Source organism: Methanobrevibacter sp. YE315, assembly GCF_001548675.1.
Lineage (GTDB): Archaea > Methanobacteriota > Methanobacteria > Methanobacteriales > Methanobacteriaceae > Methanocatella.
In genome coordinates this window covers 675,925-701,353 of record NZ_CP010834.1, presented here as the reverse complement: position 1 = coordinate 701,353, position 25,429 = coordinate 675,925, and the positions used below count along the sequence as shown (strand labels likewise).

The 25,429-nt window shown below is 33.5% G+C and carries 33 protein-coding genes; 12 read left to right on the top strand and 21 right to left on the bottom strand.

The window, feature by feature from the left end; genetic code table 11:
* The 7 genes from TL18_RS03185 to TL18_RS03155 all read right to left on the bottom strand — a co-directional run bounded on the left by TL18_RS03185 (nt 1) and on the right by TL18_RS03155 (nt 5,268).
* Complete coding sequence (locus TL18_RS03185; protein WP_067041224.1) at nt 1-1,071, bottom strand: glycosyltransferase family 4 protein; 1,071 nt, start codon at nt 1,069-1,071, stop codon at nt 1-3.
* An 84-nt stretch (nt 1,072-1,155) separates the two neighbouring features.
* Nucleotides 1,156-2,250: an acetyl-CoA carboxylase biotin carboxylase subunit family protein gene (locus TL18_RS03180; protein WP_067041221.1), complete on the bottom strand. Its 1,095-nt coding sequence runs from the start codon at nt 2,248-2,250 to the stop codon at nt 1,156-1,158.
* Nucleotides 2,247-2,729, bottom strand: a complete 483-nt coding sequence (hycI, locus tag TL18_RS03175; RefSeq protein ID WP_231483655.1) for a hydrogenase maturation peptidase HycI — start codon at nt 2,727-2,729, stop codon at nt 2,247-2,249. The genes TL18_RS03180 and hycI overlap by 4 nt, the downstream gene beginning before the upstream one ends.
* Nucleotides 2,730-2,738: 9 nt before the next feature.
* Complete coding sequence (locus TL18_RS03170) at nt 2,739-3,506, bottom strand: methyltransferase domain-containing protein (protein WP_067041218.1); 768 nt, start codon at nt 3,504-3,506, stop codon at nt 2,739-2,741.
* Nucleotides 3,507-3,529: 23 nt separating this feature from the next.
* Nucleotides 3,530-3,982, bottom strand: coding sequence for a nickel-responsive transcriptional regulator NikR (gene nikR / locus TL18_RS03165; protein WP_082706346.1), 453 nt, complete (start codon nt 3,980-3,982; stop codon nt 3,530-3,532).
* Between the two features lie 117 nt (nt 3,983-4,099).
* Nucleotides 4,100-4,585, bottom strand: coding sequence for a hypothetical protein (locus TL18_RS03160; protein WP_231483653.1), 486 nt, complete (start codon nt 4,583-4,585; stop codon nt 4,100-4,102).
* Between the two features lie 38 nt (nt 4,586-4,623).
* A complete protein-coding gene (locus TL18_RS03155; protein WP_067041212.1) occupies nt 4,624-5,268 on the bottom strand; it encodes a hypothetical protein in 645 nt (214 codons plus the stop codon).
* Nucleotides 5,269-5,347: 79 nt separating this feature from the next.
* Here TL18_RS03155 and TL18_RS03150 point away from each other — a divergent pair, with 79 nt between their 5' ends.
* From TL18_RS03150 to TL18_RS03135, 4 genes are all read left to right on the top strand, one after another.
* Nucleotides 5,348-5,899 (top strand): DUF2115 domain-containing protein, encoded by a 552-nt coding sequence (locus TL18_RS03150; RefSeq protein WP_067041211.1) that lies wholly within the window; start codon nt 5,348-5,350, stop codon nt 5,897-5,899.
* A 10-nt stretch (nt 5,900-5,909) separates the two neighbouring features.
* Nucleotides 5,910-6,440 (top strand): TIGR00730 family Rossman fold protein, encoded by a 531-nt coding sequence (locus TL18_RS03145; protein ID WP_067041209.1) that lies wholly within the window; start codon nt 5,910-5,912, stop codon nt 6,438-6,440.
* 1 nt (nt 6,441) lies between these two features.
* On the top strand, nt 6,442-7,092 hold the full coding sequence (locus TL18_RS03140) for a hypothetical protein (RefSeq protein ID WP_156064535.1): 651 nt from the start codon (nt 6,442-6,444) through the stop codon (nt 7,090-7,092).
* Nucleotides 7,093-7,223: 131 nt separating this feature from the next.
* Nucleotides 7,224-8,678, top strand: a complete 1,455-nt coding sequence (locus TL18_RS03135; protein ID WP_067041207.1) for a sodium-dependent transporter — start codon at nt 7,224-7,226, stop codon at nt 8,676-8,678.
* A gap of 2 nt (nt 8,679-8,680) precedes the next feature.
* Here the strand turns inward: TL18_RS03135 and TL18_RS03130 are convergent, their stop codons facing one another.
* Together TL18_RS03130 and TL18_RS03125 are read right to left on the bottom strand one after the other, a co-directional pair.
* Nucleotides 8,681-9,322, bottom strand: coding sequence for a YitT family protein (locus TL18_RS03130; RefSeq protein ID WP_067041204.1), 642 nt, complete (start codon nt 9,320-9,322; stop codon nt 8,681-8,683).
* 63 nt (nt 9,323-9,385) lie between these two features.
* Nucleotides 9,386-9,850: a HEAT repeat domain-containing protein gene (locus TL18_RS03125; protein ID WP_067041201.1), complete on the bottom strand. Its 465-nt coding sequence runs from the start codon at nt 9,848-9,850 to the stop codon at nt 9,386-9,388.
* A 182-nt stretch (nt 9,851-10,032) separates the two neighbouring features.
* Between TL18_RS03125 and aksF the strand changes: the two genes are divergently transcribed.
* Nucleotides 10,033-11,022, top strand: coding sequence for a homoisocitrate dehydrogenase (gene aksF / locus TL18_RS03120; protein WP_067041197.1), 990 nt, complete (start codon nt 10,033-10,035; stop codon nt 11,020-11,022).
* The gene (locus TL18_RS03115; protein ID WP_067041194.1) at nt 11,022-12,491 is read left to right on the top strand and encodes a class I adenylate-forming enzyme family protein; all 1,470 of its coding nucleotides are present in this window, start codon (nt 11,022-11,024) and stop codon (nt 12,489-12,491) included. Before aksF ends, TL18_RS03115 begins: the two co-directional genes overlap by 1 nt.
* Before the next feature lie 47 nt (nt 12,492-12,538).
* On the opposite strand, the gene argB is transcribed toward TL18_RS03115, so the two are convergent.
* The 3 genes from argB to TL18_RS03100 form a co-directional block, all read right to left on the bottom strand.
* Entirely contained in the window at nt 12,539-13,402 is an 864-nt protein-coding gene (argB, locus tag TL18_RS03110; RefSeq protein WP_067041191.1) for an acetylglutamate kinase, read from the bottom strand.
* A 70-nt stretch (nt 13,403-13,472) separates the two neighbouring features.
* The gene (locus TL18_RS03105; protein ID WP_067041188.1) at nt 13,473-14,567 is read right to left on the bottom strand and encodes a radical SAM protein; all 1,095 of its coding nucleotides are present in this window, start codon (nt 14,565-14,567) and stop codon (nt 13,473-13,475) included.
* Complete coding sequence (locus TL18_RS03100) at nt 14,568-15,194, bottom strand: TetR/AcrR family transcriptional regulator (RefSeq protein WP_067041185.1); 627 nt, start codon at nt 15,192-15,194, stop codon at nt 14,568-14,570. It abuts the gene before it with no gap.
* Nucleotides 15,195-15,324: 130 nt separating this feature from the next.
* Between TL18_RS03100 and TL18_RS03095 the strand changes: the two genes are divergently transcribed.
* Both TL18_RS03095 and TL18_RS03090 read left to right on the top strand, forming a co-directional pair.
* Nucleotides 15,325-16,002 (top strand): reductive dehalogenase domain-containing protein, encoded by a 678-nt coding sequence (locus TL18_RS03095; RefSeq protein ID WP_156064532.1) that lies wholly within the window; start codon nt 15,325-15,327, stop codon nt 16,000-16,002.
* A gap of 4 nt (nt 16,003-16,006) precedes the next feature.
* Complete coding sequence (locus TL18_RS03090) at nt 16,007-16,534, top strand: GNAT family N-acetyltransferase (protein WP_067041177.1); 528 nt, start codon at nt 16,007-16,009, stop codon at nt 16,532-16,534.
* A gap of 11 nt (nt 16,535-16,545) precedes the next feature.
* Here TL18_RS03090 and TL18_RS03085 read toward each other — a convergent pair whose 3' ends face one another.
* The 4 genes from TL18_RS03085 to TL18_RS03070 form a co-directional block, all read right to left on the bottom strand.
* A complete protein-coding gene (locus tag TL18_RS03085) occupies nt 16,546-16,794 on the bottom strand; it encodes a hypothetical protein (protein ID WP_067041174.1) in 249 nt (82 codons plus the stop codon).
* A 170-nt stretch (nt 16,795-16,964) separates the two neighbouring features.
* Nucleotides 16,965-17,552 (bottom strand): DUF998 domain-containing protein, encoded by a 588-nt coding sequence (locus tag TL18_RS03080; RefSeq protein ID WP_067041171.1) that lies wholly within the window; start codon nt 17,550-17,552, stop codon nt 16,965-16,967.
* A 3-nt stretch (nt 17,553-17,555) separates the two neighbouring features.
* Entirely contained in the window at nt 17,556-18,488 is a 933-nt protein-coding gene (locus TL18_RS03075; RefSeq protein WP_067041167.1) for an SAP domain-containing protein, read from the bottom strand.
* A 276-nt stretch (nt 18,489-18,764) separates the two neighbouring features.
* Nucleotides 18,765-19,022, bottom strand: a complete 258-nt coding sequence (locus tag TL18_RS03070) for a hypothetical protein (protein WP_067041164.1) — start codon at nt 19,020-19,022, stop codon at nt 18,765-18,767.
* Between the two features lie 51 nt (nt 19,023-19,073).
* Here TL18_RS03070 and TL18_RS10930 point away from each other — a divergent pair, with 51 nt between their 5' ends.
* Nucleotides 19,074-19,238 carry a hypothetical protein gene (locus tag TL18_RS10930; RefSeq protein ID WP_156064529.1) on the top strand — a complete coding sequence of 55 codons (165 nt, stop codon included), beginning with the start codon at nt 19,074-19,076 and terminating at the stop codon, nt 19,236-19,238.
* On the opposite strand, the gene TL18_RS03065 is transcribed toward TL18_RS10930, so the two are convergent.
* Nucleotides 19,233-19,559 carry a hypothetical protein gene (locus TL18_RS03065; RefSeq protein WP_067041162.1) on the bottom strand — a complete coding sequence of 109 codons (327 nt, stop codon included), beginning with the start codon at nt 19,557-19,559 and terminating at the stop codon, nt 19,233-19,235. The genes TL18_RS10930 and TL18_RS03065 overlap by 6 nt on opposite strands.
* 139 nt (nt 19,560-19,698) lie before the next feature.
* Between TL18_RS03065 and TL18_RS03060 the strand changes: the two genes are divergently transcribed.
* The 3 genes from TL18_RS03060 to TL18_RS03050 all read left to right on the top strand — a co-directional run bounded on the left by TL18_RS03060 (nt 19,699) and on the right by TL18_RS03050 (nt 22,207).
* Nucleotides 19,699-20,142, top strand: a complete 444-nt coding sequence (locus tag TL18_RS03060; protein ID WP_197031844.1) for a MarR family winged helix-turn-helix transcriptional regulator — start codon at nt 19,699-19,701, stop codon at nt 20,140-20,142.
* Between the two features lie 18 nt (nt 20,143-20,160).
* A complete protein-coding gene (locus TL18_RS03055; RefSeq protein WP_067041158.1) occupies nt 20,161-21,525 on the top strand; it encodes an MATE family efflux transporter in 1,365 nt (454 codons plus the stop codon).
* Nucleotides 21,526-21,682: 157 nt separating this feature from the next.
* Nucleotides 21,683-22,207, top strand: coding sequence for a hypothetical protein (locus TL18_RS03050; RefSeq protein WP_067041155.1), 525 nt, complete (start codon nt 21,683-21,685; stop codon nt 22,205-22,207).
* Here the strand turns inward: TL18_RS03050 and TL18_RS03045 are convergent, their stop codons facing one another.
* From TL18_RS03045 to TL18_RS03030, 4 genes are all read right to left on the bottom strand, one after another.
* Nucleotides 22,208-23,224 (bottom strand): alcohol dehydrogenase catalytic domain-containing protein, encoded by a 1,017-nt coding sequence (locus tag TL18_RS03045; protein ID WP_067041152.1) that lies wholly within the window; start codon nt 23,222-23,224, stop codon nt 22,208-22,210.
* Complete coding sequence (locus tag TL18_RS03040) at nt 23,217-23,927, bottom strand: 2-C-methyl-D-erythritol 4-phosphate cytidylyltransferase (RefSeq protein ID WP_067041149.1); 711 nt, start codon at nt 23,925-23,927, stop codon at nt 23,217-23,219. Before TL18_RS03040 ends, TL18_RS03045 begins: the two co-directional genes overlap by 8 nt.
* A 7-nt stretch (nt 23,928-23,934) precedes the next feature.
* On the bottom strand, nt 23,935-24,522 hold the full coding sequence (locus TL18_RS03035; protein ID WP_067041146.1) for a class I SAM-dependent methyltransferase: 588 nt from the start codon (nt 24,520-24,522) through the stop codon (nt 23,935-23,937).
* 102 nt (nt 24,523-24,624) lie between these two features.
* Nucleotides 24,625-25,215, bottom strand: a complete 591-nt coding sequence (locus TL18_RS03030) for a class I SAM-dependent methyltransferase (protein WP_067041143.1) — start codon at nt 25,213-25,215, stop codon at nt 24,625-24,627.
* Nucleotides 25,216-25,429 lie beyond the last annotated feature (214 nt).

The window sequence follows — 25,429 nt, the reverse complement described above, 5'->3', positions numbered from 1 at the left end:
TTAAAATATGTACATTTTTGCAATAATACCTATAACGCATAATAATATAGTAATGCCCCAATAGCTAAATACTATTTTTGTTTCAGACATGCCGTAATGATTTAAAGTGTGGTGTAAAGGTTCAACTGGCAATTTGATAATATGTGCTCTGTGAAGTAAACTGACGATGACTGAAACAATAGGTACACCCAATGCAAGAACACCGAAGTATGGAATGTCACATACCAAAACCGCTGCTGCAAAACCTGTACCTAATACAAATGATCCTGTATCCCCCATAAATATTGAAGCGGGATAGGAATTAAATACTAAAAATCCAAAACAGATTCCTGCAAGGATTAAAAATGGTGGAATAATAGTCATTGGGCCAAATAAATAACCATAAACACAGCATGCAACAGATGCCAATCCTACAATTCCTGCTGCAAGACCGTCCATACCATCAATAAGATTGACTGAATTAATACAACCTAAAATAGCTATTATCACAACAGGTATTGCAAAAATGCCTAATTGGAAACCTCCAATTGAAGTGACAACACCTGTCAATGCAAAGAATAATCCTAAAATAATTTGACAAATAATCTTTTCAAGCTCTTCTGGTTCTGTTTTAATTGGCACTTCACCAATCACTTCAACTTTGCCTGCCTTGAGCAAATCATCGACTTCGGCTTTTGCTTTTGGTGTAGCAACACGTACCTCTTCACCAGGTTGGACATCCAATCTTCCAAGCACAATTACTTCATCAGAAACATTAACAACAATCTTTTGGACTTCCTTAACTTTCAAACCAATTAAATCATCGACTAAACCTACAATTCCTCCTGCAAGCATTATGTATAATACCATTAGGATAGGAGTATTTTGATAATACAATGCAATCAATAAGGAAATTGTAAAAAGAAATGCAATTCCCCCCATTGTAGGAGTGCCGCTTTTATGTCTATGTTCACTAACAATTGGATTATCAGCAATCCTTGCTTTAATCAATATTCTCTTAACATACCATGTAAAAAATATAGTAGCACATAATGTTATTGAAAAAAGAATTAACAAATCTGTATTATTCATTTTACCACACTAAATAAATATTTTATACTAATAAAGTATCTATTTGTAATACTATATAATTCTAATTATAAGTTATAACACAGATTATACTAATTTTTCAATTAAATTTTCAAGTTCATTTTTAGAGTTTGCCCTTGCAGTAATCCTTTGATAACCTTCAGGACCATGGACCACAAAATCATTGGCCTCAAATGACTTGACCGGTTGTTTTGGAGCTGGACCTTCATAATTGCCAATTGGAATTTCAGTAGAATAATGATATTCCAATCTATCGGCAATGCTAGGTAAGCTGAATTCTCCGATTGCCATATTAACCAGTTCACATAATGAATTGATGCCGCAAGTAGCAGTAGTCAGATATCGGGTGCCGTTAGGGCGGGTGTTAACCTCAATAGCATATAACTGGTCATTCTTTGCAGAATACATGAAATCCATTTCAAAAATACCGTCTGAATCCAAATTTTTCGCAACCTTATATGCAGTATGCTGAACCAGATTATTGTCCAATCCTTCAACGATACAAGGACCTGTTTTCACCTTATTCAAAGGATGTGTTCCTTCCAAAGTAGTTTCACCCTTATAAATTGGAGGCAGGGCGACATATTCGCCATTGAATCCAAGAACTTCTATGGAAATTTCAGATCCTTCAATGAATTCTTCGCATAATGCCTGATTAAATTCTTCAAAATAATCCTTCACGTCATCCATATCTTCAGCTATTTTGATGTCTTTTCCTCCTTGACCCTCACCTTGCTTTAAAACAACAGGGAAATCCAAGGACAGCTCATCAGGGCTGTTCAATATTTGATAATCAGGAGTGACAACACCAATTTCTTGATAAAACTCTTTTGTTCTTATTTTGTTAGAAGTCAATTCGACTGCACGCACTCCCGCAGCCACAACAGGAATATCGTATTCTTTTTCAACTTCTTCCTTCATGTGAGCAACATCAATCAATGGAGGGTCGATTCCAATCAATGGGACAATAGCATCAACATTCTGCATTAACGCCACCTGTTTTGGACCGTCCATTCCACGAGGAACAATAAAAACTTGGTCTGGCAAATCCAAATTAATGGCTTCCTCATTAGATTCTGTTAAAACACTTTCTATGTTTTTACTTTTAACATACCAATCAATATCATCGTATAATCTTGACCCAATAAATAAAATTTTCATAGTATAATTTCCTTTAAAATTTCTATAAATTCATAAGCTGTTTTTTCAACCTTGCGTGTTGGTTTTTCTCCCCAATCCATTGTCTCCGGTTCGATTCCAATGAAAATCACTTTGAAATCAGTGCCCTTTTCCAGATATTTAACAAAATATGATAAAGACATTGAATGAGTTGAAATACCAATGTTTACAAAATCATCTTTATTTACGATCTTTATTTCACCCGGCATTAACCCCATCAGGCATGCATCAACAATGATTACATGGGTCGGATTTTCCTTTCTGATTTTGCCTGTGAAATTTTCAGGGACCGTTTCAGCATTAATGAACAGCAGATTGTCGTTTTTAATGTTTTCATCAATTAATTTTTTAATTATAAATGGTCCAACGCCATCATCGCTTTTGAGCTCATTTCCTACGCCTAAAACAATTAATTTTTCAAAATCATTTAAAAAATCTTTTAATTGGACTTCAAAAGACAATCTACCACCTTAATAATATTGGGTTTGAATACTTTCAATCCCATTTCCCATAATATATTTTAGGTTAACATTTATTAAATCATTTACTTTTATTTCCTTTTCATCTAATGGGATTAATAAGGGAGGGTTTAGCATAGGCAATGGGCCTACTATTAAGTTGTCATTGAGTTTAGTAAAAGAGGTGATTTTCAACCCGTTGATTAAACCTTCTTTAGTGGCCTTCAAAGACATGTCCACTTCGACTTCGGGATTGATTTCATCTAAAAAATCTAATTCACAAAAAACCAGCGGTTTTGAAAAAACTTCATAATTCACACCTTCATCCCAGTGGATATTGTGCCTTTCGAGGTTTACAAGTTCTGCGGTGTTAATGATGCCTTGAGGTATGATTTTACCATTCTTCTTTAAGAATTTTCGAACATGATTTAAAATAGGAACTTCTTCTTCATCAATCAGTGCAGTGTCCAACATTTCGCAAACAATCAAATCGGCTTTTTTGGTGAATTCATATTCCAGAACATCACTGTTGACGACTTCGATATTGTCAAAAACGGCCAGGTTATCCTTTGCGCAGTCATATGTCTTTTTATTTATTTCAATGGAAATTATTTCATCAAACTTATCCTTTAAAAAATAAGACAAAACACCGCTGCCACAACCCAAATCATAGGCCAAATCAGTGTTCCCGTCATATTCACTGATAGCTTCAAAAAAAGCGGATAGTCTATCTTCATCTTTAAGCAAATCAAGATGGTATGGTGTTGTTTTGAATTTCATAATAAAAAAAATAAAAGAAGAATTTAATGATAGTGGTTGCCATGGTCATGGGAATGACCCGGTTCTTTAAAATCTTCTCCATTTGCAGTACTGGTGAGTTTTACGTGTTCAACACCTTTTAATCTCATGATTTTTTCAGTCAAATCACGAATTTCGGCAATATCCCCATTGACAACAACGATTTCCATACAATATTTATCAGTCATGTGAATATGCATGCTTGTATTAATTTCATTTCTGAAACTGTGTTGGATTTCTGCAAGGCTTTCCATAACACCAGTATAATGGTGGTCATAGATAATAGTTATAATACCAATCCTTTGCCCCTCCATGGAATTCATCCATTGATATCTTACAATATAATCTTGAAGAGCATCACGAATTCCTTTTGAACGGGATTGATATCCCCTTTCTTTTAACACTTCATCAAAATCAGATAATAATTTTTTAGGTAACGACATACTTATTCTCATCATAATAAAACACATCAAAAGCTTAATTAATGTTAATAGGTATAATTTTTAAATTATATAAATATTATGATGAAATAGTAAAATAATAATACTGCAATATTAAAAAAAATGTAAAAAATATTATCCAACGAGGAGGTAATATTCGCCGTCGTCCCTTTCAATGGATTTTAAAAGGCCTTTATTTTGAAGAGACAATATGATATGGTACATTCTAAAATTAGTAAGTTTTAAGTCTCCGTAAAGCAAATGACCTTCCAATGTATATTTGGAGACCAAGTTCTTGTCATCAACCAGTTCCTGAATTAATTCATATGATTCCTTTTCTTTCATGTTCAATTCTAGTTTTTCAACATCCTTTTTAGAATTTACTGTATTGATTTCCTTTTCTATGTTGGATAAACTTACTTTATTGTCTTTGAAAACAACCAATTCCTTTTCTTGAAGTTCTTCGAGAATATGCACTACATCATATTCATGAAACCCCAGTTCCTTTCTTAAAACACCGATTGGAATTCCATCAGGGTATTCAACATCAAATATCTTAATCTGATCCAGAACAACTTCTTCATTTTTAGTAATGGCAATCATATAATCAATTAAATCCAATTTATAATATTAATTTTAACATTAATATTACTTAATACTTATGATAATTGGAGTTCTTTTTCCAGTGCTTTTTCCTCTTGCCTGTTCTTTTCGGCATTTTCTTCGGGAGTCAAATCATAAGGCCTTGTGAAAAATAAGTCAATATCATTTACGACCTGGCAAATTGACATATGGAGCAATTCCTTTAAAGCCAAGCTTTTTTGAACTCTGTTTAAAGATTCATCAGAATAAACTCTGTCATAGTCATTCTGATAATCCTGACGGATTTTTGATGGATCCAAGTCTATCTTCAACTGTTCTTCATCATATTCTTCAGTCAAAACAAGGAAATTAATCAATTCCTCTTTTTCATCCTCAAAATCATAGTCCTTATTTTCAATGACATCATGGAAATATTTATAAACGGACTGGAAAACATCCCTTGAAACATTACCATTTATGATATTGTCCATAAATAAGTCAAAAGTTTCTGAAATGTAATATTTGCCGTTTTCCTCCTTTGTCTGGAAAACCAATTCGTTTTCCACATTTGCAACATATTGGATTAGAATAATATCTTGAGATTTTTTAAATGTATTAACATTGAATTTTGGGTTTTTTAATTTATAATCGGAATTTGTTTTTAATGCATTTTCCACATTTTCAATATCTTCTTTTGAAATCTCGATAAACTTTTCAGCCATAACAATCAACCAATTAACTATTAGTAATGCCAAGTAATTAATAGTTTTTATTAACAATGAAGACTATATTAAAAAATACATGAAAGCTGAAGACATATTAGATGAACTTAAAGAACTATCTCCACAAGAAAAGATTACTCGAAAGGAATTGATGGAGATACTAAAAAAATATGCTCGTATAATTTCAGTATACGATTTAATGATGGCTACAGCATATATGAGGAAAGATGGAGAATATGTTCACGAAAATTATCGTGAAAAATACCTCGAAATTTATATAAAATATTTCATCATGCGCATGAAAGAAGTATTGGAAAACGACAGCTATGAGGATGGAGTGATTGATAAAAACGCTTATGACGAATCATTCCCCATGCTTGAGAGAACCTTTGAAAAAGAAAGATTATCCAATAACGATGATGATAAATTCCCATTGATTTATGTGATTACAGCATTGTATACTACTTTTATTTTAGAAGAGCCAATTCATCCAGTTGGAAGTGAATTTCCAGGACATTTGAAAGTGGAAGAGAGAAATGGCACATTTTTATGTCCTGTTAAAGATAACCAAAAAGATAATGTTAATGCGATTTGCCATTTATGCCTGGCTGAGCAAACACCGGATATTTAGGAGCTGAATGATGAATATTTGTATTTATGGGTCTGGAAGCAGGAAAATCGATGAAATCTACACAGATGCCGCCTATGAATTAGGTTGCATGATGGCTCAAAAAGGCCACACCCTTGTTTTTGGAGGCGGAGATACCGGAGTGATGGGCGCCTGCGCACATGGAGTGCATGACAGCAACGGCAATTCTATCGGAATAGCTCCAGAGTGGATCGGAAATTTTGAACCTCTCTGTGAAGAGTGCAGTGAATTTATATATGTTGACTCCATGGATAAAAGAAAAAACGGATTTTTAGGAAAATCCGATGCATTCATAGTGCTTCCAGGAGGAATTGGGACTTTGGATGAATTTTTTGAAATAGTCACCCTAAAAAAACTTAAAAAGCACGATAAAGAAATCATCGTTTTCAATATAGACGGATTTTACAATAAGATGTTTGAAATGATTGATGAAATGGATGAAAAAGGATTTCTCTATAAACAAGAAGAACTTTTCAAAATAGCAAACGATATCGATGAGATATTTACACATTTAGATGATTAAAATGATTAGCGATGAAGAAACTCTTAAGATTGCTCTAAATCTAGAACATGCAGACAACATTGACATTAAAAATACTATTGAAAAAGCAGCAACTGCCGGCTATTTAGGTGAAAAACATTTTTATTGCACTGCAATTGAAGAAGGCGGACTTACCCATACCGTTCCTGAAATTTTAGGAGACCGCTATAAATCAATCCCTCTTGATAATTTATATTATGACATAATTTCAAAATCACTGGACTTTGATGGAATCTACATCTCATTGGCTTACTGTACACCTCATTTAAAAATCAGAGATGAAGACTGTGATGAGATAATTGAATATGACGAATATGACCTTGATGAGGACGAATATGAATGCCTATTGGAGTATGTCCTAATTACCGCTGACAGCATCAAGAAATTTAAAATATATGCTGAAGAGGGAATTTCAGGCCATGACCGGACAGAGGATATCGGATTACTGGTCAATATTATTGATAATGAATACAAGGCTTATTTTGGACTTAGAACAACAGATTTATGCATGTCAAGCTTTAAGGTAATGCCATTCAACATAAACTATCCGAAGGAACACCCCTTATCATTTAAAAATCCTATCAATAAACTATTGATTGAAATGATTAATGAAACAATTGTTTTTAAAAAATAATCATTAGAATTTAATTTTATTGCTTTTAATTAACTATTCCGTTTAAGAACTCTGTAAAAAAAATCAAAATGTAATTCATATTATGCATTCAAAAAAACAATTTAAATAATTTTATTTACAAAGTTATTGTTATGTCACAGAGATCACAATGGGATTCAAGAATTTCATTTTTATTTGCTATGATTGGTGTTGCAGTCGGATTAGGTAACATCTGGCGTTTCAGTTATGTTGTATACACCAATGGAGGTGGAACATTTTTCATCCCATATCTTGTAGCAATAGGCTTATTGGGAATTCCATTTCTGATTCTGGAATATGGTCTAGGATTTTCCTTTAAAAAATCTTTTACGGAGATAATGAAATCGATTAATCCAAAATTTGAGATAATCGCTTGGGTTTTAGTTATCTTGACGTTCATCGTGACAATTTATTATATGGTAATATTAAGCTGGGATTTGGTATACCTCATAAGCAGTTTCACATTCAGTTGGGGAACTGATACTGCAGCTTATTTCGTCAATACCATTGGAGGAACCACCAATTTAAGTGATGCCGCTACTTTTTTACTTCCAGCTACCGTTGGCGTTCTGATTACCTGGTTTATGATGTGGTTCATAACAAATAAAGACATAGACAAAGGAATTGGAATGGCATCAAAAATCCTTATTCCTTTATTGTTCATAATAATGGCAATTATAATTGTTTATGCATTAACATTGCCTGGAGCTCATATCGGTATTGATGCGTTGCTAAACCCTAAATGGGATATGCTTTTAGATGTGAATATATGGTTGGCGGCATTTGGACAAATCATTTTCTCATTGAGTGTGGGAGAAACCCTGGCGCTTACATATGCAAGTTACCTGCCTGAAAATTCCAGATTAACTGATAATGTATTATTGGTAATAGCATCAAACTCTATTTTTGAAATATGCACTGCATTTGGAGTATTTTCAATCTTAGGATATATGACATATACCGGCGGAACACCACTTGTAGAACTAATTACGGAAGGTACTGGATTGATGTTTATCGTATTTCCAATGATTTTCAATATCATGGGCCCGATGGGACATATTTTAGCACCATTACTGTTCCTGGCAATCCTATTTGCAGGAATTACATCAGCACTTGGTCTATTTGAACCAATGGTAAGTTCAACATTCGATAAATTCGGCTGGTCCCGTAGAAAAACCACCACAGTACTATGCATAATCGGATGTGTGTTCTCATTAATCCTAACAATTGGAATAAGCGGCTATTTGGTTAGAATTATCGACCTGTTTGTAAACCACTTCGGAGTCATACTGCTGATACCGATACAGGCAATAATCTTCGGATGGATTTATGGTCTTGATAATGTGATACCTGTCTTAAACGAGCATTCAACAATTAAGGTAGGCAGGCTTTGGAAGCTAATTATTAAATTCATTGCTCCTGTCGTTTTATTTACACTCTGGATTTTTGGTGTTGTCGAATTATTTTCGAATGCAAACAGCTTTGAAATTATACTATACACAGCAATTACAATTATCGTTTTAGTATCTGCAGTTTTGCTTAGCAGAAAAAAATCTGCGGAAAATTAGATTTATTCTATTAATTTCAAAATGTATGAATCCAAATATTTTTTAAGAATCTTTACAATCGGCCCGATGATAATTGCGGATATTATTGTACCTTCACGAACTCCAGCAAGATAACCTAAAAATACAACAGATAAAACAGCTGCCAAAACAACCATTGAAGTGTCAACAAATGGTTTTACATTTGAAAACTCCTTTTTTAATACTTTTGAAATAGCTACAATAATACCATCGGCAGGAAGATAAACGATTTCCGTTTGGATTTCAAGCAATACTCCAAAAGCAACCACAACACAGCTGATTAACAATAACAACATCTGATTGAGATAACCCACGGGATTTAAAAAACCGACTAACATCAACGAAAAATCAATGAATGCGGAAAAAACTGTCCCTATAACAAGTTGCAGATATTGCCTTTTTTCAAAATCGCCGCGAAGAAGAATGACCTGAATGAAAACATAAATAAGGTTGAATACGAATATTACTTCCCCAACACTCAATTTTGAAATTAGACTACAGACATAGGGAAGACAAATTAAAGGGGAAGTTCCCAAATTGGCTTTGATGGATAATGCAGCCCCTAATGAAATGATAAATAAAGAAAGAAAATAGATTATATATCTATTGAATTTTTTTAATCCCATAAATATTATATTGATTTTTATAATTTAAAAATATATTAAAAAAAAAGAAATAAGAAATAAGATTTATTTCTTAATGGAAGCTATTGCACTTTGTGCGCCTGATTTTACAAAACCGCTTTCATCATCAAGCAATTTTTCAAGTTCAGGAATAGCTTTTTCATCACCTAAGTTTCCTAGAGCCCAAGCAGCTGCACCCCTTACTCTCCAATCTTCATCTCCTAAAGTTTCAATTAACGGGTCAACGGCTGGTTCTCCCATACGGGATAAAGCGGTAGATGCTTCTCTTCTAACTAATTTGTTATTGTCTTTTAAAGTATCAATTAAAGCAGGGATTGCTTTTGGATCACCTATTGCACCAAGTAAGGTAGCTGCATGTAATCTGACACCTTTTTTCCTATGAGACAATGCGTCAATTAAAGGATCTAAAGATTCATCCTTTCTTAATTCCAATTCTCCCATAACATCTTCAACAACGAAGTCATCTTTGTCGTTTAATAATTCAATCAATTCATCGATACTTCTTTCCATTTTAATCCCTCACAAATTCAATAAGGAAATCTGATTTTATTTATGTAATTAATATATAATTATAACTTTGGTTATATAAAAGTATTTCGATAGTATACGAACAAATTTAGGAAAAATAAACTAACATTAAATATCATTAAATCAATAGTATAATAATATAAAAAAATTGCTAAGTGAAAATAATGTATAATATTGCGATAATAAGTGGAGATGGAATAGGAAACGAAGTGATGTCTGCTTGCGAATATTTGCTTGATAAGCTAGATTTGAAATTTAGCTTTAAGTATGGTGAGGCAGGATTTGACTGTTTTAACAAAAACGGAACAACATTACCTGAAGAAACAATAAAAATAGCAAATGATAGTGATGCCGTGCTTTTTGGAGCATCAACTTCAACACCAGGCCAGCCTAGCCCAATTATTAACCTGAGAAAAGAGCTTAATGTTTATGCAAATATAAGACCTATCAAATCATACAAAGGTGTAAATTCAATCCATGACGACATTGACTTTGTAATCGTAAGGGAAAACACCGAAGGATTATATTCTCAGATAGAATACGGTGATGAAAATAAGATGATTGCCGAAAGAGTCATCACCCGAAAAGCGTCTGAAAGGATTTCCAAAGCCGCATTCAATTTATGCATTAAAAGAGGGGAAAGCAAAGTAACCTGCGTTCACAAAAGCAATGTATTGAAAAAGACCGATGGGGTATTTAAAGAAAGCTTTTACAAAGTTGCACAGGAATATCCTCAAATCAAAACTGAAGATTATTATGTAGATGCAATGGCGATGTATCTACTCACAAAACCCCAAGATTTTGACGTAATCGTTTCAAGCAATCTTTTCGGAGACATACTGTCTGATGAAAGTGCAGGACTTGTAGGAGGACTTGGTCTTGCACCATCAGGAAACATTGGAGATCACAACGGCCTGTTTGAACCAGTGCACGGATCAGCACCAGACATTGCAGGAAAACATATAGCCAACCCCTGTTCTATGATACTTTCTGCTTCAATGATGCTTGATTATCTTGGAGAATGGGAAATCTCAAATGATATTAAAAGAGCTGTAGAAAAAGTAATTGCCGACTGCAAAATCATGACTCCTGATTTGGGAGGGAATTCATGCACAATGGATGTTACAAAAGCAATTGTTAAGGAGTTAATTTAATGTTAAATATTACTACTTTTTTAGATGCAAATTCAAAACGATTAGACAAAGATGTTTTATACAATCCAACAACCAACGACAAATACAACTCCGGTGAAATCTTATCGATAGTTTCTGAAATTGGAAGAAAACTAAAGGATTTAGGAATCAAAAAGGGTGACAGAGTATTGATTTATTTAAAAAATTCAGAAGAATACTTATTTTCACTTTTTGCCATATGGAGAATAGGCGCAATAGCCATTCCAACAAACAGAGTATTTACCGCTAGCGAACTTGAATACATTGTAGATGATTCAGGCGCTAAACTGATGATTACAGATGAAGAAGCAAAAGACATTGTTGACATTGAAATGTTCATCCCAAAAAATGTCTCTGAATTTAAAAATTGTGAAGTATTGGAAGCGGAAAATACCGATTGGGATGACTTATGCCAATTGCAATATACTTCAGGAACTACAGGTAAACCTAAAGGAGCAATGCTTACCCATGGAAATTACTTTACAGCAATACATAATGAATGTGATGTTTTAACACTAAAACAGGACGATGTATTCTTAGGAATATACCCTATGGCGCATGTTGGCCTTTCCTGGGGAATTTCCGCCCTAAGAGCTGCTGCTTTTTATATTATGATGGAACAGTTCGATATGGACAAATATTTGGAACTGTGTGAAAAGGAAAAAGTTACCGTTTTAAGTGGAATGCCTCCTGTAATTCATTCACTGACAACAATGGATGCTAGAAAACACTTGAAAACTGTCCGCGAAATTATTTCAGGCGGTGGGCCATTGCATAAAAAGATTTGGAAGGATTTCCATCAAACCTACCAAATACCAATCATCAACGCATATGGATTATCCGAAACAATCGTAATCGGAACCGGAACTGTCATCAGACCTGAAGACTACTGGGAAGCTGACAGGTTTGAAAGTGTGGGCCATCCGGTTTGCTTTTCAGAAGTCAAAATTGTGGATGAATATGACCCGTCAATTATCATGCCAAAATTCAAACAAGGGGAAATTGCTCTTAGAGGCCCTGCAATAGCTAAGGGATATTGGGGAAATGATGAAAAAACCAAAGAAGCCTTTTTAGACGACGGATGGTTTTTAACAGGAGATGTCGGATATCTTGATGATGATAATCGTTTATTCATCACAGACCGTAAAAAAGACATGATTGTAATGAGCGGATGGAAAATCTATCCAACAGAAGTTGAAGAAGTCTTAATCAAATATCCTGCCCTTAAGGAAATAGCCATTTTCAGTATTGATGATTGTCACAGAGGAGAAATCCCCGTTGCGGCTGTTGTTTGGGAAAACGATGCAGACGATGAAGGATTAATCGCTTATGCCCGTGAAAACTTATCACGATATAAAGTTCCTAAAAAAATATTTGCCCTTGATGAACTTCCAAGAGTGAATGGCTGGAAATTGCTTAGAAGAGAACTCCGGGAAATGTTTAAGGTTTAAAAAAAAGTTTATAATCAATATTAAAAAAAAGAAAAAAATGACTATGATTATTTATAAATCATAGTTCCAATACCTTCAGTGGTAAAGATTTCCAAAAGCAAGGAATGTTTTTTACGTCCATCAATAATATGGCAGGATTTAACACCATTTTCAATAGCTTTAACGCAAGTTTCGATTTTTGGAATCATTCCGCCAGAAATGATGCCTTCTTCTATCAAATCTGGTACTTCATCCACTCTGATTTTTTGAATTAAAGAAGATGGATCGTCAGGATCTCTTAAAACACCTGGAACATCAGTCAATATGATTAATTTTTCAGCACCAACTGCACTTGCCACTTCACCTGCTGCAGTGTCCGCATTCAAGTTAAGGCTTGTTCCATCTTTTGCAATACCTATTGGAGATATAACTGGAATGTAATCATTATCTAAAAAGAGGTCAAGTAAATCAGTGTTTACACAGTCAACTTCACCAACGAGACCTAAATCTACAAACTCTTCATCAATTTTACTTGCTCCCTTTTTGTGAGCGAATATTAAACTTGAATCTTTACCTGATAAACTAATTGCATGACCATCATGATTAATGAGTTCAGATACTATTTCTGTTGAAATTTTACCAACTAAAACCATTTCGATAATTTCCATGGTTTCTTCATCGGTAACCCTTAAACCTTTAATGAATTTAGGTTCCTTACCTAACTTATCCATTGATCTGGAAATTTCCGGACCTCCACCATGCACAATTAATGGTTTCATCCCAACATATTTAAGTAAAACAGTATCGCGAGCTGTGGAAGACATCGCTTCATCGTCAATCATTGCATGTCCGCCATATTTAATTAAAATTTTTTTACCGTGAAACTTTTTGATATATGGCAAAGCTTCAATTAAAACATCAATATCTTTCATTTTATCACTAAACTAAATATTTTATTTACTAGTTTATAAACCCTATTGTTGGAAATATCAAATTAAAGTTTCAATTATTGTCCAATAACTTTTCAACTTTTTCCTTATTTTCAAATAAAACGCAACCTCCTTCATGGTCGTCCATAAGAATTCCACCATCTCTAAGTGACATGAATAAATTGGAATTCAATGCTTCAATGAGCGATGTATCCCGTACATTTATATCTGAATATGGTGAAGCAGGACATGGTTCGGCACCGCCATGAGAGTTTATATGGAAAAAGCCTCTTCCGGCAGCCAAGCAGCCTCCGGAAGTCTTTTCATCTCCAGGAAATGACAGGAACAGCATGTCACGGTATTTGTTTCGTAAACGGTCAAGTTCATTTAACAGCAATTCCCTTTCATCGTCACTAGGCGCAAGGTCTATTGTCTGCTCATTGACCGGAACATACTCAATGAAAAATACGACTTTGCATCCGAAATCATGCAATCTGTCAATGAAATCATCTGAAAGAAGTGAAGGCAGGTTTCCTTTTGTAAAAGTAAGAGAAGTACCAAAGATTATATTGTTGTTTCTCATCAAATCCATCGAATTAACCAATTGGCTATAGACGCCTGTTCCCCTTCTGGAATCTGTGATTTTTTCATCTCCTTCAATAGATAAAACCGGGACAAGATTTCTGTTCTCATCAAATAGCTTCAGATAATCCTCATTTATCATTGTTCCGTTTGTGAATATTGGGAATAAAATTTCGTGGAAATTACTGGCCTTAACTATAACATCATTCCTCATAAGGGGCTCTCCGCCTGCAAGAACTATAAAGCTTATTCCCATGTCCCTTGCCTGATTGAATATATCCCCCCATTCATCATCATTAAGCTGATTTGAAGGAGCATCATCGCTGCATGAATTATTGGCCCGTGAGTAACATCCAGTACAATGAAGGTTGCAGCTGCTTGTAATGCTTGCTATTAAGAAAACAGGAATATTCTGACCATTTTCACTATACTTTTGCCTGATTTTGGTAGCCTTTTTTGCATGCTTTGAAAATTTAACCAGAAACAAGCTTTCTTTAGGATTCTTTAATGAAGCGCGAAAAGCATCTTTTAAAATGATTTCAACACCTTCGGCAAGGTATTCCTGAATATCAAAATTATCTTCCATCTATTTCACCTTCACACAATCGAGCAGGAATTCAGCATGGTCTTCTGCTTGCCTAAAGAAGTCATCCAATGAGCTTTCGGGAATATCATCATATTTGGCTGAAAGTTCCAAAAGGAGATATATTGGAAAACTGTAATATTCCTTTGCCAGCAATTCAGGATTGCAGTCTGCACGTATGATTCCGTTTTCTTTTAAAATAGTGAAAAAACCCTTCCAGAATATCAATGGCTTGACAAGCATCTCATTTTGGAAAAATAATCTTATAGACTCATTATAATGCATCTGTATGAAAATCAGCTTCCAGATTTTAAGGTTTCTTTCCTCCGATACCATTCTCTTTATAGCTTCAGACCCTCTATGATAGAACATTTCGGGGTTTTCAAGCAATAGTTCATTGTCTGCAGATAAAGTATAATCTTTGCTGTTAAGCAATTCATCCTGTTCGAAAAGGTCTGTGAAATATTCGAATATGTCCATTAATATTGCTTCTTTAGAAGAATAATGGCTATATATTGAGCTTTTTTTAATTCCTACTTCTTCTGCAATTTCCCTAAGTGAAACTGAGTCATATCCTTTTTTTGAAAATAGATCCAATGCCACATCAAAAATCTTTTCCTTAGTATTCATATTCCTACCTACCGTTCGTTAGGTATATTATTTCATTCAAGATATATAAAATTAACTAGTTCACACAAAATTTGAAATCAAATGAGAAAAATCATCTAACTATTTATATGACAGAATTATATTTAATATCATGTCTGAGATGAATGACCTTAAGGATTACCTTAAAAGGCGGGGCGTCAGCAAAGTTGGTTTTGCCGATGTCGACGGTTTGGCAAACGAATTTGTAGATTTGCCCAACGGAATAAGTCTTGTTTTAAAGCTTCCTAAAAAGGCAATGTATTATATAGACCAGGAAGATTACAAATCCTATTGGAATTGTTTTCACTCAAAGATTGCTGAATTGACTGAAATTTCCCTTAAAGGTGAAGAATACATTAAAAACCTTGGATATGATGCATTTGCTCTAACCATGCAGAGAAATGAATGCGATATGAAAAAGCTATTGAGCATTTTGCCTTACAAGACAATAGCCACCAAATCAGGAATGGGATGGATTGGACGATCTGCACTTTTTGTTACACCAGAATATGGATCAATGGTTGCTTTAGGCGGCATATTGACCGATATGCCTCTTGAGTTCGGAACACCAATAACAGATTCCCAATGTGATGACTGTGAAAACTGTCAGAAAGCTTGTCCCGTTGGGGCAATCAATCCTCAAAAATGGAATGACCGTTTGAATAGAGAAGACATCATTGACATTGATGCCTGTTTCGAATATATAATGGACCAATACAAAAACGGATTGGGCTGTACAAAATGCATGTGCGAATGCAAGCTCACTCAAGCATATTTAAAAGGCAAATGATAACATGACCAATCTAAGGAAAGCAAAACCCAGCGAAGCCGAAGAAATACTAAGATTCTATCGCAATATCATCAATTCGATTAAAGAGACTGATTTTAAACCTAAATGGAATGAACACTACCCTAACCTAGAATACATTAAAACAAGCATCAAAAAAGAGGAGTTATATACTTACACAAAAGACGATACTATAATATCCTGCGTAATTATAAACAATCTGTTTAACCCGGAATATGGAAATATTAACTGGGCCATTGATGCAGAATCAGATGAAGTCACAATAATCCATACCTTTGCAGTCAATTCCAATTTTTCAAGAAAAGGAATAGGAAAAGAAATATTTGAACAAATAAAAATCAATGCCCTCAATAACAATCAAAAGACCATTAGAACTGATGTTATTAACGGAAATGTCGGTGCTCAAAAATTTTTTAAAAAAATAGGGTTTCAATATGTGGACAGCATTGAATTGTTCCATGAAGCTGTCGGATTGGAAAAATTTCATCTTTATGAATACTTGCTAAAAAAATAAAAAATGAGTAATTAAATACCCATTTTAAATTTGAATCTGTACTCTTGGTTTACAATTTCCATTCCTTCAAATGAACCGTCTAAAATATCTGCAACTTTTTGCAAATCTTCAGCGGTTATAGCATTACCGTTTGCCAATGGTGAGAAAAATGTAATCTCATCATCAGTAATGAGGTAATTCAAAAGTTTTGTATTTTCTTTTTGGTATTTTTCGACAATTGCTAAAATTTCTTCTTCTGTAGCTTTATCAAGGTTTGCCATAATATCACCTTTAATTATAATTAATCTAAGAAATATTTAAATTTTTATACTTAGATGCAGATAAACAGACCAGGATATGCGAAATATAATCATATATTGAAGTAAATTAAAATAAACTATAATAAAACACTGAAAATAAATTTAACAATTTATAATAATTGCTCATAAAATTAATTTAAAAGAAGGTAAACACCGGTTGAAAAACTCCAGACAATCATAGTATAAACAGAAAGCCTCTCGAATACCGGCATGTAGATGCTTGTGATATTGAAAAACATTATCCAAAACACAATTAAGCCAAAAATACCCAAAACCAAGGTCAACTTCTGATAGTTTCCAAAGTCTTTCATTGATCTTGAAACGATAATTAAAAGGATGTTCCCTCCAAGAATTGCCATCACAGCGCCCAAAGTGTGATAGCCGGATGTCAACGGGTTTCCTCCATGAATCAAACCAACGATAATAACACCCAAACCGGTTATCAATGTGAATATATAAAAAATAGCTTTATTTTTGACTATATAATCCTTGAACTCATAGAAAGAACCGAATATCAATGCCAGACCTATTAAAATAAAGGCTGTGTTCATTAACCAGAATAACGGTGAGTTCGGATGTGGGATTCCAAGCTCTGAAATGGTGTGGAAAATATAAGTTTCCGGTAGTGAAGCATTGAAAAAAGCTGCTGAAATAGCTTCAGCTATAACATAGTACAAACTACCTATTATGAATACAATTCCGGCAACCTTGCTTCTCATACTCTAAATCCCAAATTTCTTATCAAAATATTTTTGTCTTAAGTCAAAATTAAGCTCTTCGATGTCTGCACCAGAAATGGCCTTCTGCAAAATCTTATAACAGGACTTTTTAGGTACAGTGATATTATGAATATTGGAAATATTCCAGATTCTGTCAAATCTTTTCTTTAAGCTGCCCATTTCCAATTTTTCTAAAACATTTCTTAAATTGAGAATATTGGCTTCGTTTATAACATTATATGTAGCGTAAGTCTGAGGGTCCATTACAATCGGATTCAATCCCAGGATATATCTTTGCAAATCATAATCCAAGAATGAATCATAATCTCCATCATATGCATAGACATGTGCTTTTGCAGATAACGCATCTATAAATACTAAAAACTGATTGACCATTAATGCCCTTGAAATAATCTCATCACAGAAGTTTAAACCGGTTTCAATTTTACCCGCTGATGAGGAATTGACATAAGTCTCATAATCTTCAAATCTGAATGCTACAAGAGCAAACATGTATAAATCAATCCAATCATTTTCTTTTAAAAATTCATAAGCCTTATCGGTTAATTTCAAATCATATGATTTTTCTTCATTAACATCAACATCGATATTACGTGCATTCTTAGCTTCTTTCAATACAGGCAAAACCCTTTCTACCAATTCCTGTTTTTTACCTGAAACTTTAAGTCCGTTTTCCCTTAAAATATCCTTTAGCTCGGAAACTATGTACTTTTTGGATATTGCTTCAGCAGTTATTTCCACATCAACATCAATTGAGACATCTCCTTCAAGATATCCTTCATCAACCAGATAGTTGATGCAGTCTTCAGCTGACGGAAATGTTCCAAAATTGCCTTCTTTCAAGATATCTTCAAGTTTATAGCCACTATTTAAAAAATTCAAAACATTAAAAATCTCTAATTTTTGTTCACTCACTTAAACACCCTTTATACTTCATTAGCAATCTTTTAAATTGCCAAATGTAATAATTAAACTCCCCGTTAAGAAAGAATATAAATTTGATATTAATATTTTAGATTTTAGTTAATTTAATGTTTTGCCTAAAAAAATATAGTTAACTTAACACCATAAACCCTATAGTCAACAAAGTGGGATTGGTAAAAAAAAGTATTTAGAATAAGCAGTTATAAATAAAACAATTTTATGAGCCTAAAACAACATTTCAAAATGAATGAAAAAAAATAAAAAGAATTAAGGATTGCACGCTTCGTCAGCCGCACCCATTACAACACTGATTTCATCGGATATATTGATTTCAGATATTCTCTTTTCAGATTGGTATTTAGCATTATAATAGGCTTGAGCAAAATTCATAGTAATGAATGAAACATCCTTAAAATCAATGATAAAGTCATCTTTAGGTATCTTATTTAGAATATCAATAAGTTCCACTGCAACTTCGCTGGTTTCCAAATGTGTGCCGAATTCAGCCCCTATATTAATAAGCATAATTTACACCTACACTAATATTTAAAATTCATCATTAATATAATTGATAATATGAAAACCTGTCCGAAATGCATGCGAGAATTGAAAAAAGTTTTTCATGATTCAACAGATGAACTGGCTGTTGAATCTCTAAAAGGAGAAATAATAATTGGAAATTGCTGCACTAGTGAGTACAACTATTATTGCGAATATTGTGACGAATTTTTCCAGCTATAAACCTAAAACATCACGGTCGGGATTTGAATTCTTAAACAGATTAATTTTTGTATCGCTTTTCCATGTGAATTTCAGAAGGCCCGCATGAACAATTTTTAAATCCTCATCTGAAAATCCTTCCAAATAATAAATCTTACCCCTTTCACCTACATTCATCAAGAATCTGATCATATGACGGTAAACCATTACTGAGTGAGGCTTATATACTACAATATCATCTGTAATGTATTCGACCAGCTGATCTATTTCAAATACATCCGGCTTTATCACTTCAACGTTACATGTTGGGAACTTTTCACAAATGATTGCCTCATAATCCACAATATCACCTAATTAATAGATATTAAATTGATGAGTATTAAAGTGTTTCAACATTATAGTTTATCGATAAACAGTTTCCTAGGAAACATTTATATATTGTGGCCGACAAAGTAAATCTAAAAACATATCAGATGAAAACATGACTACAGAAAAGACAGATAAATTTGATTCAATGCCTTTTTTTGCATTGATTCATCACATATCTAAAAATAAACTAATATACTCTAGGAAGAATCCAAATCGTATAGATATGGTCCATGAAGGTCGTTATTTAATGGAAATTCATAAAAGGAACAATTTGTCCCAGGATGACCTTGCAAACATATTTGGCCAAAGCAAAGGAACAATAGCCAAAGCTTTAAGGAAATTGGAAGATAATGGATATGTTGAAAGAACAGTTGATGAAAACAATAGGAGAAAATACATATTAAAAACAACAAAAGAAGGAGAAGAACTAGCTATTTTATTGAAAAAAGATTTAGACGAATGGGAAGAAAAAGTCGGAATCAATGAACTAGACGATGAAACAAAAAATCAATTAAGAAAAATAGCTAGAAAAAGTGAAGAGATACTTAAAGAATGATTATAAAAGAGGATTACTATGGCTAACAAAAATGTGGAATTGATGAGAGGAGAACCTGAAAAAGCTGTAAAGAAATTAGCTATCCCAATCATGATATCAATGATTTTAACCGCACTATACAATATCGTTGATGGAATTTGGGTAGCGGGACTCGGACCAACAGCTATTGCAGGAATCGGATTTGTAACACCAATTTTCATGGTGTTAAACGGAGCAAGCGTAGGACTTGGAAACGGTGCAACAAGCAGCATTTCAAGATTTATTGGAGCGAAGAATCATGAAATGGCAGATAAATCTGCAGTACAGGCGATGTTTATTTTCCTGATAGCCTCAATTGTGTTGACACTTATCTTCCTGATAATACAAAAGCCTTTACTTGAAAGCTATGGTGCTACAGGCCAGACATTGAATGAAGCTATAGCTTATGCAACACCATTGTTTTTAGGTTTAATTGCATTAATGTTTGGAAACGGCTGCAGCGGAATCCTTCGTGGAGAAGGGGATATGAAACGTGCAATGTATGTTGTAGTTGTTTCTGTTGTTTTAAATGCATCACTCGACCCGATATTTATTTACGTTTTAGGCCTGGGATCTGCCGGAGCATCACTTGCTACAATAGTAAGCGCAGCAATTTCTGCAATCGTCATATTATACTGGATCTTAATTAAAAAAGACACTTATATTGATGTTAGCCTTAAAAACTTCAAATTTGACTCAAAATTAGCAAAAGACATTTTAAAAGTTGGAATTCCATCTGCACTTGATATGCTGATTATGGCAATAGCAATGTCCATTTATCTAATAGTGATTTCCATGGTTGGAGGAGACTATGGAATAGCCACATTCACATCCGGTCAAAGGTTATACTTATTTGCAATAATGCCGCTTACAGCTATCGGTTCAGCAGTTATTGCAGTATCCGGAAGTGCATTCGGTGCCAGAAATGGAGATTATCTGTCCAGAACACATACTTATGGTGTAAAATTCGGTTTAGCTTTAGGAACCGTGATTACTTTAATTTTAGTAATATTCGCCACACCTTTGGCTACAATTTTTGCATATACTCCTGAAACCGCCAATCTGGTTCCTGGAATTGCACAGTATCTCCAGATTGCCTGCCCATGTCTAATCTTAACCGGTATTGGAATACCTTCAAGCTTTTTCTATCAAGGAATCGGAAAGGGAGTCTACAGTTTGATGTTTACAATTTTAAGGGAAATCCTTTTTGTAGTTCCTTTAATCTATTTATTCGTATTTATTTTCAATTGGAATCTTGTCGGTGTTTGGTTAGGCTTATGTATTGGAAGAGCGATTGCCAGTGTCATAAACTACGTATTCGCCAGATCAGAAATTAAACGGATAAGAGAAAAATTTGGAAATTAAGAGTTTTTTTAACTCTTAATCTTTTTTTTTAAAATATTGTTTCAACCTTATAAAATTCATTTAAAGCTCTAAAATTGATTTAATAAATAACTTACTAATTTATTAATCTTAAAATCAGATATAACCAATACAAATCAAAATTTGTAAAGGTTAAACTATGAACAAACAAGATTTTAATATTAAAACAAAAATAATACGAGAAACATTTAATGACACAAGAACCATCAAATGTCCTGCACATGAAAACGATATGGAGTTTGATGAAAGCACTTATGAACTGGGAGACATTTTTACAACTACAAATGGCGAAGTTATAGACCTGGAATTTCAAATAGATGATTTTACTGTTGATGAATTGGTAAAATATGTTGAAATCGCAGAAAAGTTATATGAGATAAACAGAAAACACGTTTCAATATATATCATCTGTCCTGATACCGTAGAAATACGTGTTAAGGAATGTGAAATAAAATCTGAAGCCGACTTCACAATTAAATTGGCTTCAATCAATGAAAATCCTGCGCAGATAGCACTGAAATTGATAAAAGAAAAGTTAAATAATGGTGAAATTCTGAATGAAGACGATTTGCATGCATTGACATTGATTCCGTTAATGTGCAAGAAAGAAGATAGGAATTATTTTAGAAAGGAGTGTTTCGAAATAATAAACCAAATCTTTTGATTATTTATTCCATTTCAAAATTGTTTTGCCAAAGCGATAAATGTAGTCTTTGTCAAATGCCTCTTTTAAATCATCTAAAGAGTTTATTTCGCAAACGTTGGTAACCAGTTTTCCCAAATATTCAAATAATTTTGGGTTTTGTTTGAGAGTTTCAATGACTCCAACAAAATCTTCTCTTTCGGAACGGCTATTTCCCTGAACGGTCAATCCCTTTTCTAGAATCATACGAGTATTTACTGGAATCGGATATTCGCTTACTCCAAATAAATTAATTGTTCCTTGAGGGTTAATCAAATCGATTATCTGTTCAATAGCTGCTTGTGATGCACTGGAACCAACACATTCAAAAGCATGGTCAATTACAAGGTCGTCAGGAACATTATGAATCTGATAAACCTTATCTGCAAAAGTGAATAGGCTTAGATTATCCTGATGTTTTCCAAATACATATACCTTTGAATCCGGAAACATTTCCTTTAAAAGAAGTGAGGTTATGAAACCTAAATTCCCATCACCCCAAACTCCCAATTTGTCTTTTGGAGTAATGGCTATATCATTAAATTTTGTGATTCCCTGATAGGCTACTGAAATCAGTTCAATGAATGATGAAACATGAAGATTGAAATCATCCGGAATCCTTATGACCCTATCTTCATCAAGTTTAATTAAATCGGAAGTGAATCCGTCAAAACCACTTCCCCTGAATTTTGAATTATAAGAATAATTTAATCTGCAGACATCTTCACCTGAAGGGGTATTCGGTATCATTACAACCTTATCACCAGGTTTAAAGTTATTATTGCAGTCAAATACCACCTCTCCAACTCCTTCATGGATTAATGCCATAGGCAATTTTTTTTCCAAGACTTCAACCGGCCTTGACCCCTGATAGTACCTTTGGTCAGCTTGACAGATTGAAAGATAAAGCGGCCTTACTACAATGCCGTCCAATTCAATTTCATCTATTGCCTCTTCAAAGAACTTTGGAGATTTTAATCTGTAAACAATGTTAATCATGAATATCCTCAAGTATAGTATTTGCTAATTTTAAGTCATAAGGGTATGTAATTTTAATATTTGTCACTTCACCCTCAACTAGATGTACATCTTCGTCCTTAAGTGTGAATATCTTACATGCATCTGTAAGTATATTGGATTCTTCTTCCGTTAAACTAGTAATCAAGTTATAAAGTTTCTTTATATTGAAGCTCTGTGGTGTTTGACCTTGGTAATAATAATCCCTTACGGGAATGCTTTCAATGGTCGCGCCGTTGATGCTTTCAACAATCGTATCTGTAGCTGGAATTACAGTATCGCAAGCCCCATATTTTTTTGCAGCTTCAATATTGTCTTCAATGATTCTATGGGTTACAAATGGACGCACAGAGTCATGAGTAATGATTATTGAGTCTTCATCAATGCCAAATTCATCATTAATGTAACTGATACTGTTCATTATGGTGTCGTTTCTTGTTTTTCCACCTTCAATAACAATAATCTCATCATCAAATCCAATATACTCATTAATCAAATGATTAGTATGGTCAATGAAGTTTTTTGGAGTTAAAACAATAATCTTATCTATTTTTTTATTAATAACGAACTTTTCAATTGTATGAATTATGACCGGCTTATTTCCCAAATCCAAAAATTGTTTTGGAGTGTCAGTGCCACCCATCCTAGATCCTATTCCACCTGCCAAGATTGCTGCAAAAATCATTGAAACCTTACTCCTTTTTAAACATTATCAAATAGTGAGATTTGCCTTCTGGAATATCCTCACCAATATCTTCATTCAAATATATTTTTTTAAGATTATGGTTATTAAATATTTCTTCCAACTCTTGTGGTGAGCTTCTAATTTCGATTGGAGGTCCTCTTTGCATATCTAATGGTTTAAAATCCATAATTGCTATTTTACCATCATCATTTATTATTCTAGCCAACTCATCGATTACTTTATCCATTTCCCCAGATGCTTTAAACCCATGGAAAACATTAAGCATTAAAACAGCATCGATTGAAGAGTCATAAACACCTGGAATCCCCTTAGCAATGTCCGCTTCGATATTAATTAAATTATCAACATTATTTTCCTTCTTATAATTTTCTAAATCTTTTATGGATTGATCATAGGCATCCACTGCATAGACAGTGCCGTCGGGAAGATAATTATCAATTGCATTTTTAGCAATATATCCATCTCCACAACCTGCATCCATAAAAGTCTCATTTCCATTAAAATCAAATTCTTTTAAAATTTCATCACCATCTAAATACCCTGAACTTGATTTTCCATGATGTTTATGTTCCATTATGAATCCCCCGTTTATAGATAATAATATTTAGAAAATTAGTATTTAATAATTTTTAATTAAAAAAAAGAAAAAAAAGTAGATTTTATTTCCCGTTAAAATCTATTCTTTTTGAAATACGATGAAAAAGTGAGATTTGCCTTGAGGGATATCTTCACCAATCTCTTCGTTTAAATATGTCATTTTTAGATTATGCTTATTGAAAATTTCTTCCAGTTCTTCAGGAGAACTTCTAAATGCAGTTGGAGGTCCTTTTGGAACATCCCATGCTTTATAGTCCATTATTGCTATTTTTCCGTCTTTTTTAATAATCCTTGAAAATTCTTCAATGGCTTCATCCATAGTTCTTGATGCTTTAAATCCGTGGAATACATTAACCATTAAAACAACATCAATAGATTCATCATCTACACCAGGAATTCCCTTTGTAATGTCGGCTTCAATGTTAATTAAATTTTCAATGTTGTTTTCATTTTTATATGTCTCCATATCTTCAATTGATGCATCATAAACATCCACAGCATAAACAGTACCGTCAGGAAGATATTCTTCAACTACTTTTATTGCAATATGGCCGTCACCACATCCCGCATCCATAAAAGTTTCATCACCTTTTAGATTCAACTCTCCTAAAATTTCATCGGAATCTAAAAACAGTGCACTAGAAAATCCATGAGCTCTATGACCATGCATATAATCACCATATAATGATATCTAAAAAATAGTATTTATTTATTGTCAATGTGATGGAATGTACATAACACTTTAAAAATAGTTAAAATAATAAAAAAAAGATATAAGAGGATTATTTTTTCCAGGTTTGTTTTACTCCTCTTCCTCTTTTACTACCAGGTTTAGTATAACTTCTTTTTTGTCTGGTTCTTCTGTTAGTTCCTTTAACTTTTGC

Bases quoted from the DNA above. Each gene is read 5' to 3' on its own strand.
- TL18_RS03100 (WP_067041185.1), bottom strand. From the start codon at position 15,194: ATGAATACTAAGGAAAAGATTTTTGATGTGGCATTGGATCTATTTTCA.
- TL18_RS03055 (WP_067041158.1), top strand. From the start codon at position 20,161: ATGGCTAACAAAAATGTGGAATTGATGAGAGGAGAACCTGAAAAAGCT.
- TL18_RS03060 (WP_197031844.1), top strand. From the start codon at position 19,699: ATGACTACAGAAAAGACAGATAAATTTGATTCAATGCCTTTTTTTGCA.
- TL18_RS03150 (WP_067041211.1), top strand. From the start codon at position 5,348: ATGAAAGCTGAAGACATATTAGATGAACTTAAAGAACTATCTCCACAA.
- TL18_RS03030 (WP_067041143.1), bottom strand. From the start codon at position 25,215: ATGCATGGTCATAGAGCTCATGGATTTTCTAGTGCACTGTTTTTAGAT.
- TL18_RS10930 (WP_156064529.1), top strand. From the start codon at position 19,074: ATGAAAACCTGTCCGAAATGCATGCGAGAATTGAAAAAAGTTTTTCAT.
- TL18_RS03180 (WP_067041221.1), bottom strand. From the start codon at position 2,250: ATGAAAATTTTATTTATTGGGTCAAGATTATACGATGATATTGATTGG.
- argB (WP_067041191.1), bottom strand. From the start codon at position 13,402: ATGAAAGATATTGATGTTTTAATTGAAGCTTTGCCATATATCAAAAAG.
- TL18_RS03040 (WP_067041149.1), bottom strand. From the start codon at position 23,927: ATGATTTTTGCAGCAATCTTGGCAGGTGGAATAGGATCTAGGATGGGT.
- TL18_RS03130 (WP_067041204.1), bottom strand. From the start codon at position 9,322: ATGGGATTAAAAAAATTCAATAGATATATAATCTATTTTCTTTCTTTA.
- TL18_RS03080 (WP_067041171.1), bottom strand. From the start codon at position 17,552: ATGAGAAGCAAGGTTGCCGGAATTGTATTCATAATAGGTAGTTTGTAC.
- aksF (WP_067041197.1), top strand. From the start codon at position 10,033: ATGTATAATATTGCGATAATAAGTGGAGATGGAATAGGAAACGAAGTG.
- TL18_RS03170 (WP_067041218.1), bottom strand. From the start codon at position 3,506: ATGAAATTCAAAACAACACCATACCATCTTGATTTGCTTAAAGATGAA.
- TL18_RS03050 (WP_067041155.1), top strand. From the start codon at position 21,683: ATGAACAAACAAGATTTTAATATTAAAACAAAAATAATACGAGAAACA.
- TL18_RS03115 (WP_067041194.1), top strand. From the start codon at position 11,022: ATGTTAAATATTACTACTTTTTTAGATGCAAATTCAAAACGATTAGAC.
- TL18_RS03095 (WP_156064532.1), top strand. From the start codon at position 15,325: ATGTCTGAGATGAATGACCTTAAGGATTACCTTAAAAGGCGGGGCGTC.
- TL18_RS03155 (WP_067041212.1), bottom strand. From the start codon at position 5,268: ATGGCTGAAAAGTTTATCGAGATTTCAAAAGAAGATATTGAAAATGTG.
- TL18_RS03125 (WP_067041201.1), bottom strand. From the start codon at position 9,850: ATGGAAAGAAGTATCGATGAATTGATTGAATTATTAAACGACAAAGAT.
- TL18_RS03090 (WP_067041177.1), top strand. From the start codon at position 16,007: ATGACCAATCTAAGGAAAGCAAAACCCAGCGAAGCCGAAGAAATACTA.
- TL18_RS03070 (WP_067041164.1), bottom strand. From the start codon at position 19,022: ATGCTTATTAATATAGGGGCTGAATTCGGCACACATTTGGAAACCAGC.
- nikR (WP_082706346.1), bottom strand. From the start codon at position 3,982: ATGATGAGAATAAGTATGTCGTTACCTAAAAAATTATTATCTGATTTT.
- TL18_RS03135 (WP_067041207.1), top strand. From the start codon at position 7,224: ATGTCACAGAGATCACAATGGGATTCAAGAATTTCATTTTTATTTGCT.
- TL18_RS03145 (WP_067041209.1), top strand. From the start codon at position 5,910: ATGAATATTTGTATTTATGGGTCTGGAAGCAGGAAAATCGATGAAATC.
- TL18_RS03045 (WP_067041152.1), bottom strand. From the start codon at position 23,224: ATGATTAACATTGTTTACAGATTAAAATCTCCAAAGTTCTTTGAAGAG.
- TL18_RS03085 (WP_067041174.1), bottom strand. From the start codon at position 16,794: ATGGCAAACCTTGATAAAGCTACAGAAGAAGAAATTTTAGCAATTGTC.
- TL18_RS03140 (WP_156064535.1), top strand. From the start codon at position 6,442: ATGATTAGCGATGAAGAAACTCTTAAGATTGCTCTAAATCTAGAACAT.
- TL18_RS03035 (WP_067041146.1), bottom strand. From the start codon at position 24,522: ATGGAACATAAACATCATGGAAAATCAAGTTCAGGGTATTTAGATGGT.
- TL18_RS03105 (WP_067041188.1), bottom strand. From the start codon at position 14,567: ATGGAAGATAATTTTGATATTCAGGAATACCTTGCCGAAGGTGTTGAA.
- TL18_RS03185 (WP_067041224.1), bottom strand. From the start codon at position 1,071: ATGAATAATACAGATTTGTTAATTCTTTTTTCAATAACATTATGTGCT.